This window comes from Staphylococcus simiae (assembly GCF_017357005.1).
In the GTDB taxonomy this organism is placed as follows: domain Bacteria; phylum Bacillota; class Bacilli; order Staphylococcales; family Staphylococcaceae; genus Staphylococcus; species Staphylococcus simiae_A.
This window is the reverse complement of the sequence record NZ_CP071589.1, coordinates 2,195,125-2,210,489: the sequence shown is the minus strand read 5'-3', so window position 1 is coordinate 2,210,489 and position 15,365 is coordinate 2,195,125. Positions and strand designations below refer to the sequence as shown.

13 protein-coding genes are annotated in these 15,365 nt (G+C 32.5%); 9 read left to right on the top strand and 4 right to left on the bottom strand.

Going from position 1 to position 15,365, the window contains the following annotated elements; all coding sequences use genetic code 11:
* The first annotated feature begins 346 nt into the window (after window positions 1–346).
* The gene (gene ltrA / locus J3R86_RS10275; RefSeq protein WP_207518488.1) at window positions 347–1,633 is read left to right on the top strand and encodes a group II intron reverse transcriptase/maturase; all 1,287 of its coding nucleotides are present in this window, start codon (window positions 347–349) and stop codon (window positions 1,631–1,633) included.
* A 609-nt stretch (window positions 1,634–2,242) separates the two neighbouring features.
* Here ltrA and J3R86_RS10270 read toward each other — a convergent pair.
* Together J3R86_RS10270 and J3R86_RS10265 are read right to left on the bottom strand one after the other, a co-directional pair.
* A complete protein-coding gene (locus tag J3R86_RS10270; protein WP_207517196.1) occupies window positions 2,243–3,115 on the bottom strand; it encodes a MurR/RpiR family transcriptional regulator in 873 nt (290 codons plus the stop codon).
* 412 nt (window positions 3,116–3,527) lie between these two features.
* The gene (locus J3R86_RS10265; protein ID WP_207517195.1) at window positions 3,528–3,857 is read right to left on the bottom strand and encodes a hypothetical protein; all 330 of its coding nucleotides are present in this window, start codon (window positions 3,855–3,857) and stop codon (window positions 3,528–3,530) included.
* Window positions 3,858–3,912: 55 nt separating this feature from the next.
* On the opposite strand from J3R86_RS10265, the gene J3R86_RS10260 reads away from it, so the two are divergent.
* Window positions 3,913–4,647 (top strand): CPBP family intramembrane glutamic endopeptidase, encoded by a 735-nt coding sequence (locus J3R86_RS10260; RefSeq protein ID WP_207517194.1) that lies wholly within the window; start codon window positions 3,913–3,915, stop codon window positions 4,645–4,647.
* 22 nt (window positions 4,648–4,669) lie between these two features.
* Here J3R86_RS10260 and J3R86_RS10255 read toward each other — a convergent pair whose 3' ends face one another.
* Window positions 4,670–5,368 (bottom strand): helix-turn-helix transcriptional regulator, encoded by a 699-nt coding sequence (locus tag J3R86_RS10255; protein WP_207517193.1) that lies wholly within the window; start codon window positions 5,366–5,368, stop codon window positions 4,670–4,672.
* A gap of 382 nt (window positions 5,369–5,750) precedes the next feature.
* Here J3R86_RS10255 and J3R86_RS10250 point away from each other — a divergent pair, with 382 nt between their 5' ends.
* The 7 genes from J3R86_RS10250 to J3R86_RS10220 all read left to right on the top strand — a co-directional run bounded on the left by J3R86_RS10250 (window position 5,751) and on the right by J3R86_RS10220 (window position 14,253).
* Entirely contained in the window at window positions 5,751–6,542 is a 792-nt protein-coding gene (locus tag J3R86_RS10250) for an inositol monophosphatase family protein (RefSeq protein ID WP_207518551.1), read from the top strand.
* Window positions 6,543–6,713: 171 nt separating this feature from the next.
* Window positions 6,714–7,637 carry an LCP family glycopolymer transferase gene (locus J3R86_RS10245; protein WP_431607782.1) on the top strand — a complete coding sequence of 308 codons (924 nt, stop codon included), beginning with the start codon at window positions 6,714–6,716 and terminating at the stop codon, window positions 7,635–7,637.
* Window positions 7,638–8,021: 384 nt separating this feature from the next.
* Window positions 8,022–10,976, top strand: coding sequence for a formate dehydrogenase subunit alpha (gene fdhF, locus J3R86_RS10240; protein WP_207517191.1), 2,955 nt, complete (start codon window positions 8,022–8,024; stop codon window positions 10,974–10,976).
* Window positions 10,976–11,449 (top strand): helical membrane plugin domain-containing protein, encoded by a 474-nt coding sequence (locus J3R86_RS10235; RefSeq protein WP_207517190.1) that lies wholly within the window; start codon window positions 10,976–10,978, stop codon window positions 11,447–11,449. The genes fdhF and J3R86_RS10235 overlap by 1 nt, the downstream gene beginning before the upstream one ends.
* A 491-nt stretch (window positions 11,450–11,940) precedes the next feature.
* Window positions 11,941–12,162 carry a hypothetical protein gene (locus J3R86_RS10230; RefSeq protein ID WP_207517189.1) on the top strand — a complete coding sequence of 74 codons (222 nt, stop codon included), beginning with the start codon at window positions 11,941–11,943 and terminating at the stop codon, window positions 12,160–12,162.
* Between the two features lie 21 nt (window positions 12,163–12,183).
* Window positions 12,184–12,963, top strand: coding sequence for an N-acetylglucosaminidase (locus J3R86_RS10225; RefSeq protein WP_207517188.1), 780 nt, complete (start codon window positions 12,184–12,186; stop codon window positions 12,961–12,963).
* Window positions 12,964–13,128: 165 nt separating this feature from the next.
* Window positions 13,129–14,253, top strand: a complete 1,125-nt coding sequence (locus J3R86_RS10220) for an FAD-dependent monooxygenase (protein ID WP_207517187.1) — start codon at window positions 13,129–13,131, stop codon at window positions 14,251–14,253.
* Between the two features lie 97 nt (window positions 14,254–14,350).
* Here the strand turns inward: J3R86_RS10220 and J3R86_RS10215 are convergent, their stop codons facing one another.
* Entirely contained in the window at window positions 14,351–15,307 is a 957-nt protein-coding gene (locus J3R86_RS10215; RefSeq protein WP_207517186.1) for a 2-hydroxyacid dehydrogenase family protein, read from the bottom strand.
* Between the last annotated feature and the right edge of the window lie 58 nt (window positions 15,308–15,365).

Sequence of the window (15,365 nt, the reverse complement as noted above, 5' to 3'; positions counted from 1 at the left end):
TATGTGGAATGGATGAATCTGCAATACAAGATAAAGTCCGATACTACCCGAGTTCTATATAGTAAATGATGCAGTGGAATGAGTGGAAAGTGGTTACTCTTACCCGGGGAGGTCTCATCAGCGATAAAAAAAATCGTAGTAATAACGAATGATGAGAAGTCAGCAGAGGTCATAGTAGGTAGAAATACTGAAGGACTGAACAATATTCATACAAAGTAAAGAATGGAGGTTAGAGATTTACAACGTACAGAATACAATTAATGATTGGCAACTCATAGAAAGATAAGTAGTGGAACGAAAAAGGATATATGAGTGCGTACAGTAAATCTTAGGTGAAATGAAAGAAATGTATCGTGAGTCTCCATCTATGATGGAGCTTGTTGTAAGAGAGAATAATATACAAAAAGCAATTAAGAAAGTGAAGAAAAACAACGGTGCACCTGGCATCGATGGCATGCGAGTAAGTGAATTAACATCACATTTCGCAAAATACTTTCCACAAATTAAACAAAAACTGCTTGATGGCACGTATAAGCCACAAGCAGTAAGAAAGGTTGAAATACCTAAATCAAATGGGAAAAAGCGCGTGCTTGGAATCCCTGTCGCAAGAGACAGAGTTATCCAACAAGCCATTAAACAAGTCATTGAACCTAGTATCGACCGTACTTTCTCAAAACACAGTCATGGCTTTAGACCGAATCGTAGTACAGGAACTGCACTTAAAGAATGTGCAACATACTATGAAGAAGGTTACTTAGTTGCAGTTGATTGTGATTTAAAACAGTGCTTTGATATGTTGAACCATGATAAATTAATGTATCTATTTGAACGACATGTTCAAGATAAAGCCATTTCTAAATTTATTCGTAGAAGCCTACAGGTTGGTGCAATCGACCTCAATGGTAATTATCGAAGTAGAGAAATAGGTGCACCGCAAGGTGGTGTTATTTCCCCGTTACTTTGTAATATTTATCTTCACGAATTAGATAATGAATTGGAGAAACGTGGTCATCGCTTTGTTCGTTATGCAGATGACTTCGTCATCTTTGTACGTACAAAACGAGCGGGTCAACGTGTCATGGAAAGTGTGACAAAGTTTATCGAAAAAGACCTTAAACTTATTGTAAATAGTGAAAAGAGCAAGGTAGGTTCTATCACACGTTTAAAGTTCTTGAGTTGTCTAATGACCAAAGTAAATGGCACTTATCGTTTCAGACCGACTATGGAAGCAAGAAGAAATTTAAAACGCACCTTAAGACGTCTAACGAAACGAAATAGACCAGGTACCTTTAAAGAGATTATATCAGAAATTAATCAAGTAACACGAGGGTGGATAAATTACTTTGGTAAAGGATTTATTACAGGTTTTGTAACGAAGTTACAATCATGGTTAAACCGACGCATTAGACAACTAATCCTCAAAAGATGGAAAAGAATAAAAACCAAATATAAGATGTTACGTAAGTATGGACTTGACCATAAGAGTGCAATGAAAATTGCCAATTCAAGAAAGAAATACTGGCGCTTATCATCAACGCATGAAGTTCATCGTGCACTTACAACAAAACGTCTCTACAAGTGGGGGTTAGAACCATTAACCCAACTCGCAGAGACGGCTTACGCAAGATATTGAACCGCCGAGTACGGAACCGTACGCTCGGTGGTGTGAGAGGACGGATAATCAAATAATGGTTATCCTCCTACTCGATAATCTCTATTATATATAATGAATAGCGTTTGAGTTTACTGATGAATATTGACGCTATAACTAAAAGATTATTACTTAGGCTTAAACATCTTTAGTTATTGCTTCTGCTATGAGATAAAAAAGTATCAACATTAGCAAATGCTAGTCTGTGTTGATTAGTTGCCACATGGCACACAAGTGTTACATCATTCATTTGGGAGTGGGACAGAAATAAATTTTATATAAAATTTATTTCGTAGATGCCCGTCTGGCACATTTAGAACTAGTTAGATTTACAATCTTTACTAGTTCTTATGCAATTGTTGCGCTAGCAACCAATTGTAATCCTTTACTTAGATTTACAATCTTTACTAGTTCTTATGCAATTGTTGCGTTAGCAACCAATTGTAATCCCTATATTTTTCTATGACGGGTCCCTCCCACCCCGGCAAGACTGACTAGGTTTGCAAAACGTTGATACATCAACATTTTACAAACCAGACAGTTACTGCCGAATGCTTGAATTTAACTGTGAAATGATTTTGTCCCAGGCATTTAATGTTTGAATTTTAAATTTGATAAATGTTTACGGTAATTATCAAGTGCCATTTTAGACTGTGTAATAAAATCTAACGACGCATGATAATTTAATGCAACGTATCGATAATAGATAACATCAATGGTAAACAGTTGTGCGAATAAAGAAGTAGTACCACTCATATGTGTTTCGTTATCATTAGTCTTACCATATGTTAAAACAATATTTGATGCTAATGCTACTGGGTTATCTTTGGTGCTTGTAATGGTAACAATAGGAATATGATAATCTACAATAACTTTGACCATTGATTGCAACTCATTTTGCATACCATTGTTTGTAATCAAGATGACGCAATCGTTAGAATTATGCGTTGCAAGTAGTGTAGCAAATATATGTGATTCTTGGACAAGCTGTTTATTTAAACCTACACGTGATAACTTTTGGTACATATCAGTTGCAGCAACAAAAGATGAACCAAACCCGTAGATAAATATTGTATTTGAATGTTTTAAATAATGGCAAATATCATCTACTATGTCATCATTTATTTCGTCATTGGCATAACCTAGTGTCTTAACAGTCCGACTGTGTAATTTATTACGTAAAGATGATGTTGATTCATTATGTACAAGTTCAACATTATATAGTGATGATGCCTTGGGTACATATTTAGAAATACTGAGTTTTAAATCATTGAAGCCACTATCAGTAATTTTTTTACTAAATCTGATTACAGATGATGCACTAATATCAAGCTTTTTTGCTAAGTCTTGAGACCGCATATGAATAACTTTTTGTGGGCAATTAAGAATGAATTGAGCAATCTTCTTTTCATTTTGTGTCATGTATGGATACTGATGATCAATTTTTGTTAATACGTTTGACATATTTATCACTCCAGTCCAACACTTAATATTAAGTGTTATCTTTTGTTGTATGGCAAATTATAATGTCATGATTTGCTACATATTTAGAATGAAAAATAAGTTGATGGGTGATATAAGTATAGTTGAGTAATATCATTAAAGTTAAATACGATTCTATAAGTAACCACACTCCCATATGCTACTAATAGAAAAGAAGATTTAAACTATGAATTTCCCATACCCATAGCTATTACATACAATTTAAAGTTAATTTGTGTAAATTAAATCTGACTCAACTTATCATATTAATCATTATGATTATAACCTTATTAAATAGTCATTACAATTTGAAGGAAAAATTTGATATAATAATTTATCTAATAAAACACTTTCTGATAAATGTTAGATATTAAATTACTTAATAGCTATATAGTTATTTTATAAAATCAATTGTAATTAATGTGTTAGATAGTTTAGTTTGTAAAAGATTAAAATTGTGTAGAGGGTTGCCGTAGTCCATCTGACTTAATGGATGTTCAGCTAAAAATTTTAAAGTTTCAAAGTAGGCAATATAACCAGGAATTGATTGATAGGAAGTCGGATTAGTTTGGAGTCTATCGAATTCAGTAACACAAAGAGCATTAAATTGTTGTAATAGATGATCTAATTCATTTTTCGTCATTAAGAAAGTGAATTTCATTTGTTCTAATAGTACGAGTAAAGTGATAATTTGTTGAGACATGAGTTTACTTTCGTTTATCATTAAAGCATACCTCCAATAAAATTTAATATACCATTGAAGTAGAAGGGACATAAAAATGAGCAAAGTTAAAACAAAGTATAGTTTTAAAGATATAGCTTGGCGTGATTTACTATTATTACCAATATTAATAGTGGCTATGTTTGGTTTAATGTTTATTTCAGGTTTACTGTTTAGTATGTATAAGAGTGAAATGAATCAATTAGAAATGGCTTTGCTGTCTACATTGTCACAAATTGTAGCGTATATCATTGTAATAGTTGTATTTTACTTGTTGCATTTCAAAACGATGACAGTAAGATTTAAAAAAGGAATAGCTTATATTAAAAAGCATTGGCTATTCATTGGCATACTGTATATTGTATCGATGATATTGATGTCAGGATATGGATATGCCACACAGTGGTTACCAAAACATTTACAGTTTGATGAAACGCAAAATGAATTAGAAATAAATCAATTGTTCAACGTAACTTGGTTTCTACCATTTACATTTTTATTAATAGTAATATTAGCACCAGTGATAGAGGAAATATTTTTTAGACATATTTTAATAGGAGAACTTGGTAAAAAGTTTAATTTTATCGTGATGAGTATCATTTCACTTATTTTATTCGCAGCAATGCATGTTACTGAAGCTAAATCTCCATTTGAGTTAGGACCTTATTTAATATTGGCTTGTGCACTTGTATTCATTTATCTTAAATCAGGAAGAAACCTTGGTGCATCGATAGCTTTTCATATTTTAAATAACTTAATATCCTTTATTATAAGTATTATAACCTTGCGTTAATTATAGTGACCCCATTGATATCCTAATCAGGCGTATCAATGGGGTTTAAAAATTGCTGATAGTTATCGATAGATATGTCGTGTGTTTGAATTGTCTTTCTAAATGAGTATGAAATATCTAGGATATTTGAGATTTCCAATTCTCTAGTACAACCCAACCCAATATCATATACGACTGCAAGCCAGTGACCTTTCTTACAAAGTAAGCCGATAAAGATGATATTTTCAGCTGTAATATGTCCATCTTCTTGATAGTCGACTAGCATTACATTTCTTTCAGTACAATAAATTAAAATATCAGAAAATAAATAAGGCAGCGCTGTTAAGTTTTCCTCTTCAAATTTGATATAAAAATCTAATCGTTTTAGTAATTTTCGTAAACGTGTTTGAGGTAAAGTTAAACACTGTTTAAGAATAGCGTTGATTTCATTTTTATATGGTAACGTTGAATAAGATTGACTTTCTTTTAATACTAAAAATAAGGCGGATAGTTCACTTTCAGTTAAATTCACTGCAATTTTAGACTGTGTTTGTTGAATTTGATAGCCACCATTTTTACCGTGATGTGCATAAATTTTTACACCTTGGTTTTCTAATTCATCAATATCTCTTAAAATTGTCCGTTTTGAAACGTGGCAACGTTCAGCTAATTCGAGCGCGGTCATTTTATTATTTTGTTGTATTAAAGTAATAATTAAATTTTGTCTTTCAGCTTTGTTCAACGTCCACACCTCCCACAAAGATGATATATTACACAAAGTATAACATAAGAGTGACAATGAAGACATTTTCAACTTTTAATTTTAAAAAATTAAAAAACTTTTAAGAAAACGCTTACATACTCAATCGAATTGTGCTATTATATTATTTGTAACAGGGGGAGCGATTATACAAAGGGGTAGAGCTATATAGCAGATAGCTCATTAATCGTTCAAGTTACATCACAACATCTTCAATATTTATTACTTACTTTCCTTTCTATTTGTCGGCTAGCACGTGACTAGCCGATTTTTTTATGAATAAATTTAAACGTGACTTCATTTATATGTAATTTTCATTTATGATGACATTAATAGTTATAATATATTTAATGAGGTGACTGGCATCGATAATAAGATATTGCAATATTTAGATGATGTAATTTGTGAGTGGATGACTAATTTAGATAATATTATTCCGCCATTAATAGCAGACATGAAAACATCGACTAAAAAGAATCGCTTTGATTTAGTGACTAATGTAGACAAACAAATTCAAAATCAATTTGAAACGTTTTTGAATGAACATTTTCCTACACATCATTTATTAGGGGAAGAAAAAAATAATCAATTTATACATGAAGATATTGAGCATTTATGGATTATGGACCCGATAGACGGTACAGCTAATCTGGTTAAACAACAAGAAGACTATTGCATCATTTTAGCTTATTTTGTTAATGGAGAGCCATTATTATCCTATATTTATGATTATCCTCGTGGTGTGCTTTATAAAGCTATTAAAGGGCAAGGAGCTTTTGCCAATGGGCAACCATTATTGGAACCTAAATCACTTGCATTACAGGATGCTATTGTGTCATTTAATGCACAAGTGATTAATATTGAAACGGTACAAATGTTACTGGCTTCATCATTTAGCTATAGATTGATTGGTGCATGCGGTTTGGATTCAATAAGAGTAATCAAAGGACAATTTGGTGCTCATGTTAATACTAATCCTAAGCCGTGGGATATTGCAGCACAATTTTTATTTGCTGAGGAATTGGGATTGAAGATGACTAATCTAACTGGACAACCTATCAACCATCTTCAAGCTGGACCATTTATCATTAGTAATCCATCATGCCATCAAGAAGTATTAGATATTTTAAATAGTCATGGTGGGTACCAAAAATAGTAGTTATATCCTTTGGATTTAGTGAATGTTCATAAAAGCTATTGGCATAGTAATGGGGCTTAAGAAGTATAGTAATAAATCTGAAGTAAGTTATAATGAATAAGAGTAGAAGATAAATAGAAAATAGTCGATGAAGGAGTGGTTAGGTTGAGACGAGCAGAAAGAAATAAAATGAGCCTACCAAAGAAAATATTTTTATGGGTATTTGGGATATTGGTTTTATTAGCGATTATCGCAGTTGTTTATGTGGCAGCTAAAGTTTTTATTACAGGAAATAAAATACATAATCCATTAGATCGCAGTCATTCAGAACTTCGAGATAAAAATGTCAGCTTAAAAGATGGAGATCCATTTACGATTGCTTTATTTGGCGTTGACTCAGATTCAGAGCGTAAGAAAAATGGTGGAGGCGAGCGCAGCGATAGTATTATGATATTATCGGTTAACCCTAAAGCAAAGAAAACAGAACTAGTAAGTATTCCACGTGATACTAAAGCAGATATTGTAGGACGAGGTACAAGTGAGAAAATTGCACATGCCTATGCTTATGGTGGTCCTAATATGGCTGTGAAATCACTTGAGAAATTAATGAATGTACCAATTGATCACTATGCAACGATTGATATGGATGGATTGCATGATATGATTGATAGTATTGGTGGAGTCGATGTTACTAGTAATGATACCTTTACTGTCAGTGGTTTGAAATTCTCAAAAGGTGAGAAAACACATGTAGATGGTGACGAAGCACTTAAATTTATACGTAGTCGTAAAGAAGAAGGTGCTGGTGGTGACTTTGGTCGTCAACAACGTCAACAATTAGTATTAGAAGCGATGGCTAATAAAATGGCTAGTCCGTCATCTATTACACATTTTAATAGCTTAATGAATGAAATACAAAATAATGTTAAAACAGATTTAACATTGAGTGATTTAAATACTATAAGAAGCAACTATAAAGATGCTAATGATACTGTTAATAAACACCAATTAAGCGGTGAAGGTGGTATCCAAAGTGATGGATTATATTACTTTGTACCAAGTGATGCATCTAAATCAGAAAACACTAAATTATTAAGAGACAATTTAGAATAATCAATATAGTGATGAAGATAACGAACGCGTTGTCTTCATCTTTTTTATGTGTACTTGCTATGGTTAATGGATTGTCTGTGAAAGTTTGTTACTAGTATAGTAAGAAGAGTTGTTGTATTTAAATGATTAGTTTAGCATGTGTTGAGTTACCGGTATTGATAGTCATTTTCAATTAAACGCTCTAAAAATTTAATTTTGTACAAATAATTGCAAATGAAAAAGTTTTCATAAATTAAATTGCTAAATAATACTTAACATAATGCATATAAAGTAATACAATTAATACAATTCTATCTTTTTAAATTATGTGGGGCATAGTTAGATGGAATATTAAAATGTAATTATCTAGTCATTTACGGAAAATATATAGATGGGGTGAATTGAATGCAAGAACATTTGGTAGTCACACTTGACGGCAAAGATTATCTTGTTGAACCTGGCACGAATTTACTTGAGTTTATTAAATCTCAAGATACGTTTGTACCTTCAATTTGTTATAACGAATCGATGGGACCTATACAAACTTGTGATACATGTACAGTAGAAATCGACGGAAAGATTGAACGTTCATGTAGTACAACGATTGATCGTCCTATGACAGTAAACACTGTTAATAATGAAGTTAAAGATGCTCAAAAAGAAGCATTAGACCGTATTTTAGAAAAGCATATGCTGTATTGTACAGTATGTGATTACAATAATGGAGATTGTGAAATCCATAATACAATGGACGCATGGGGTCTCCAACATCAAACATACGAATATAAAGAGAAACCATATGAAAAAGATTATGGTCCGTTTTATAGATACGATCCAAACCAATGTATTTTATGTGGTCGTTGTGTTGAAGCATGTCAAGATATCGAAGTAAACGAAACAATTAGAATTGATTGGGATCGTGAACATCCACGTGTTATTTGGGATAATGATGTGCCAATTAATGAATCTTCATGTGTATCTTGTGGACAATGTGCAACTGTATGTCCATGTAACGCAATGATGGAAGTAAATATGGAAGGTAATGTTGGTTATATGACAGATACTGAACCTGGTTCATTAGCTGCTATGATTGATTTAACTAAAAAAGCAGAACCGGGTTATGGTCCATTATTTGCTATTTCTGATTCAGAAGCTGAAATGCGTAAAGAGCGTATTAAGAAAACTAAAACAGTATGTACATATTGTGGTGTTGGTTGCTCATTCGAAGTTTGGACTAAAGATAGAGAAATCTTAAAAGTACAACCTTCACACGATTCACCAGCCAATAAAATTGCGACATGTGTTAAAGGTAAATTCTCTTGGGGTCATATTAATTCTGATCAACGTTTAACTAAGCCTTTAGTTAGAAAAAATGGTGAATTCCATGAAGTAGAGTGGGACGAAGCATTAAAAGTTGTAGCAGATAACTTTAATAAAATTAAAACACAACATGGTCCTGATGCATTATCATTTATTTCTTCTTCTAAAGCAACGAACGAAGAATCTTATTTAATGCAAAAATTAGCACGTCAAGTTATTGGAACAAATAATGTAGATAACTGTTCAAGATATTGCCAAGCACCTGCGACTAAAGGTCTATTTAGAACGGTAGGTCATGGTGGAGACTCTGGTAGTATTGAAGACTTAGAAAAATCAGCAATGTCAGTGTTAATTGGGACAAATACAGCAGAAGCACATCCAGTTATCGCATCACGTATGAAACGTGCTCAAAAATTATTTGGTCAAAGAATGCATGTTTTTGATATTAGAAAACATGAAATGGCTGAACGTGCTGATCGTTTCTATCAACCTAAACCTGGTACTGACTTAGCATGGTTAAGCGCAGTAACAAAATATATTATTGATCATGATTTACATGATAAAGACTTCATTGCTAAATGGGTAGACGATTTTGATGAATATTATAAATCATTAGAAACATTTACAATGGAATTTGCTGAAGAAGCGACAGGTATTGCTAAAGAAGACTTAATTAGTTTTGCTGAAGAATGTGCTAAAGCTGAATCAGTAGTTATATGTTGGGCAATGGGTATTACACAACAAGATATCGGTAGTGATTCAAGTACAGCAATTTCTAATTTATTATTAGTAACTGGTAACTATCGTCGCCCAGGCACTGGTGCTTATCCATTACGTGGACATAATAACGTTCAAGGATGTAGTGATATGGGTAGTATGCCTGATAAAATCACTGGTTATCAAAGTATTGAAGCGGATGATATTCGTGCTAAATTCGAAAAAGAATATGGTGTAGAATTAAATCCAAAACCTGGTAAAGATAACCATCAAATGGTTGAAGGTATCCATGACGGCGAAATACATTCATTATACTTATATGGTGAAGATACTGGTATCGTTGATTCAAATATTAATTTTGTTCAAGCAGCATTTGAAAAATTAGACTTCATGGTAGTACAAGATGAATTCTTAACATTTACTGCAACATTTGCTGATGTCGTATTACCAGCTAGTCCATCATTAGAAAAAGATGGTACATTTACTAATACTGAACGTCGTATTCAACGTTTATACCAAGCATTGAAACCATTAGGCGATTCAAAACCAGATTGGCAAATCTTCCAAGCAATCGCTAAAGAAATGGGATTTGATTGGAATTATAAACATCCAGGTGAAGTCATGGACGAAATCGCGCGCGTAACACCTTTATATGCTGGTGTGAGTTACGATCGTTTAGAAGGCTTCAACAGTTTACAGTGGCCTGTACATGAAGATGGTACGGATGAACCATTGTTATACCAAGAAGGCTTCAATTTTGATAATGGACGAGCTAAATTATTCCCATTATCATTTGATAACTACTTCAAACAAGATGAAGTTTATGATTTACATGTAAACAATGGTAGATTGTTAGAACATTTCCATGAAGGAAATATGACTTATCAAACACCAATGTTAAAATACAAAGTACCTAATGCATTTGTTGAAATTTCACCAGAGTTAGCAGAAGATCGTGGTATACATGAAGGTGCAGAAGTTAAATTAATTTCTGACTCAGGTGAAGCAACATTACTTGTCCATGTTACAGATCGTGTTAAAGGTAAAGAAATTTATATACCATTAAATAATGATGCTATGGAAAATGGAGACATGGGTGCAATTAACTTACTGACAAATAGTGATGTTGATAAGTATACTGATACACCATCATATAAACGTACAAGTGCGCGCTTAGAAGTTATAACGAAACGTGGTAAATCACCATTGAATCCAAATAACTTCCGTGTAGGTAAAACACGTCACCCACAATACAGTGTTCAAGTTCAGAAAAAATGGGAAAGAGACGATTATGTTTTCCCAGGAAATCAGGTGAATAAATAATGGCAGAAAGAATATCTTCTAAAATTACTCGCTTAGAAAAATCTGAAGAGCAAATTAAACTTGAAAGTTTAAATGAAGTAACTGATGCAATTGCAGCAAATAAAGATAGTATTTTAAAAGCAATTAAGTTATTTAAAACGTTAGATGATGCCAAATTATTAGATGCCTTGAATGGAGCAATTCGTGGTCGTCAAGTTATCATTAATAAATTTGCCGTCGAATTAAATAAAGATATTTATACTGGCTTGATGTCAAATATGGCTGCGTTAGTATTCTTATTAGGTGACTTGAACGTGTCTGATTTAAGTGAATTCTTAAATAAAGTCAATAAAGGTTTAAGTGTCGCTAACCAAGCAAGTGATAATTCTAAAACAACAATTAGAAGCTTGTTAGGTGTATTAAAAGATGATGACATGAATCGTAGTTTAACGTATATGCTAAATATGCTTAAAGGTATGTCTAGAGATGAATAAATCAACATAACAGGACGTTCCCATTTTAACAATGGGACGTCTTTTGTTTTTGCATTAACTATTTTTGAGGTTCTCTATTTTTCTGGACTGATAAATAAAAAAACAATTATGTATCAGTCCAATTTGGGAGAGAGCCATTTTTGATAGGTTGAATTAAATATTCAACATCGACATAACTGTCTATCGTCATGTATCATAATAGTTATGAGTATAAAATATAGATTCTTCAACAAAGTGTACGAACAGTTATGCTTATTTTGTATACCCATGGTCCATATCGAAGTGCAATTGTTGTTGCTAGAAATCATCCAATATTGTGGTGTACGTTTTGATTAACACTGTTTTAGCAATGACACCGTCAAACATGTTGATAGAAATAATGATGTCAATCAACTTAAGTTGTTTTGCTAACGTCTATTTCGTTTTGTATGTTGAAGAATCAATTATAGAGAAAAGGGTGAAGACATATCAATCCGCAAATTTTAAAGCTAATGGCGATTTCGTCTAATGTTTTGTTAGTGATAGGTATAGTATTTTTAATTATGATGAAACTTATTCTAGCGATTACATTTTTCGCTGTCTCATTATCAATTAGTTTAGTCATTTTTAATATGATGTTTAGAGATAGAACAGGAATGAGATTAGTAATAAATATTTCATTTTTAATTGTGCTATTAGCAATTGTTATAGCATACGTAGTGTTATCTAAGTAATAAAAATGAGGGCTTAATTCAATGGCTAAAAAAGTGAAAATAAAGACTTCTACAATCATCTTGCTTATCATTATAGCTATTTTTGCAATACTTTTAGTTGTCAATGAAACAAAATTATTTAGTAATGATATTAATTATACATTTGCTCAAGCTTTAGCTAAACAAAGTAGTAAAGATGTGTTGCATACTAAAGAACAGCAAGGACAATTTGTTGAAGCAAATAAAAAAGATATCCAAAATGCTATGATGATTGGGCATAAAGATAATAAATTACAATATATGGATATTTCTGAAAAGGTACCTTTATCTGAACAAGAAATTAATAATATATTACAAGATAAAGGTGTTTTAAAAAATCAAGGTAAAGCTTTTCTTGAAGCTCAAGATAAGTACGAAGTGAATGCCATTTATTTAATAAGTCATGCTTTAGTTGAAACTGGGAATGGACGGTCTGAACTGGCACAAGGTATTAAGGATGGTAACAAACGTTATTATAATTTCTTTGGTATCGGTGCGTTTGATAGTAGTGCAGTCCGTAGTGGAAAAAGTTATGCTAAAGAACAACAGTGGACATCGCCAAGTAAAGCCATTTTAGGTGGTGCTAAGTTTATAAGAAATGACTACTTTGATAACCAACAGATTACGTTATATCAAATGAGATGGAACCCAAAAGATCCAGCGCAACATCAGTATGCTAGTGATATTCATTGGGCGAATCACATTGCAGAGATTATGGATAAGTACTATCAGCAATTGGGCATTAAAAAAGATGATATTCGTAAATCATATTATAAAACATAGCGATATATAAATTACTGTGACATTATCATATGTAAGTAGGTTTTTATAGTATAAAGGCTTTTATGACATAATGGATATATTAGTGTTTGGTGAAGAATAAAAATAAAAATGAATTATCCAAACGTTTACCAGGGAGATAATTATAGAATAATTTGAGGTGACATAATGAAAGTAGCAATTATTGGGGCAGGTATTGGTGGACTGACAGCTGCAGCGTTATTACAGCAACAAGGACATACTGTTAAAGTTTTTGAAAAAAATGATAAAGTTGATGAAATTGGAGCAGGAATAGGTATTGGAGAAAATGTCTTAAAAAAATTAGGACAACATGATTTAGCCAAAGGTATTAAAAATGCTGGTCAAAATTTAACTTCATTAGCTGTACTTGATGATAAAGGGAATACGTTAACTGTAGCAAATTTAAAAAGTAATACACTAAATGTAACGCTACCTAGACAGACTTTAATTGAATTAATACAATCTTATATTCGTGGTGAAGTTATTTATACTAATCATAAAGTAACAACAATAGACAATGACAATGATAAAGTGACAGTACATTTTGAACAAGCTGATAGTGAAGATTTTGATTTATGTATCGGTGCAGATGGACTTCATTCAAAAGTCAGACAAGTAGTGAATCCAGATAGTAAAGTATTATATGAAGGTTATACTTGTTTTAGAGGTGTGGTTGATGACATTCAGCTAGCACATCCTCAATGTGGTAAAGAGTATTGGGGCAGAAAAGGTAGAGTGGGCATTGTTCCATTATTAAATAATCAAGCTTACTGGTTTATTACTATTAATGCTAAAGAACATGACTTGAAGTATCAAGCGTTTGGTAAGCCTCATTTACAAGCTTATTTTAATCATTTTCCAAATGAAGTAAGAGAAGTACTTGATAAACAAAGTGAGACAGGTATATTACTTCATGATATTTATGACTTAAAACCACTGAAATCATTTGTTTATGGTCGTACCATTTTATTAGGAGATGCTGCACATGCTACAACACCTAATATGGGACAAGGTGCAGGACAAGCAATGGAAGATGCGATTGTATTGACGAATTGTTTAGAAACATATGATTTTGAAGAGGCATTGCAACGATATAATAAATTAAGAGTAAAACACACTAAAAAAGTTATTTTACGCTCTAGAAAAATTGGGAAAATAGCACAATACCATAATCGTTTATTGATAAGTATAAGAAATAAAGTAATGAAAATATTGCCAAATGGTATATCATCAGCACAAACCAAGTTTTTATTTAAAGCGAAAGAAAAGTAAAATAATAACAAAAAAGATGATGCGAATGCATCATCTTACCATGTCGACAAGGTTGCGCGCTTTGTCGATATTTTTTATGAAGATAATTATAAGTCATTTAGTTTACGATAAATTGAAGTGTTTCACCTTTAGATGCGCTTATAGCAGCATTAGCTACAATTCTAGACATCATATCACGTGCTTCAAATGTAGCATTACCGATATGAGGTGTTAGAACAACATTACTAAATGATTTTAGTTCGTCAGTAATTTTTGGTTCGAATTCATAAACATCTAAAGCAGCGCCTTCGATTTCTTTATCTTTTAATGCTTGAACTAACGCCTCTTCATAAACAATTGGACCTCTTGCAGCATTAATTAAATAAGCTGTTGGTTTCATAATTTTGAATTGTTCAGTATCGATAAGATGGTGTAGCTTTGGACTATATGCAGCATTGATTGTGATAAAGTCAGCGTTTTTTAATAATGTGTCTAAATCTACATATTTAGCACCAATGTCATGTTCTTTTTCCTCTTTACGATGTGGACCTGTATATAATACATCCATATCAAAAGCTCTTGCACGTTTAGCAACGGCACTACCAATTTCACCTAAACCAATAACACCGATTGTTTTGCCGGATACTTCTCTACCTCTAAAGAACAATGGTGCCCAACCATCGAAACCTTTTGTGCGAGATAATTCATCACCTTCCACAATACGTCTAGCAACAGCTAAAACTAAACCGATTGTTAAATCAGCTGTAGCATTCGTAGATGCTTTTGGTGTGTTAGTCACATCGATGCCTTTGTCACGAGCATACTCAATATCGACATTATTGAAACCAGCACCATAGTTTGCGATCACTTTCAATTTGTTACCCGCATCTATAACATCTTGATCTACGTTGGTAGATAGTAAACTAATTAAAGCTGTAGCATCTTTGACACCTTCAATTAATGTATCTTTATCAATAAGGCCGTCACCTTCATACATATCAACAACATCAAAGTGTTCTTGTAGTAATTTTAATCCGACCTCTGGAATTGCACCTGCAACATAAACTTTTTCCATAAAGCTCACTCCTTTTAACTCTAGTATAGTAAAAGATAACAGCGGTTACAAATAAGTC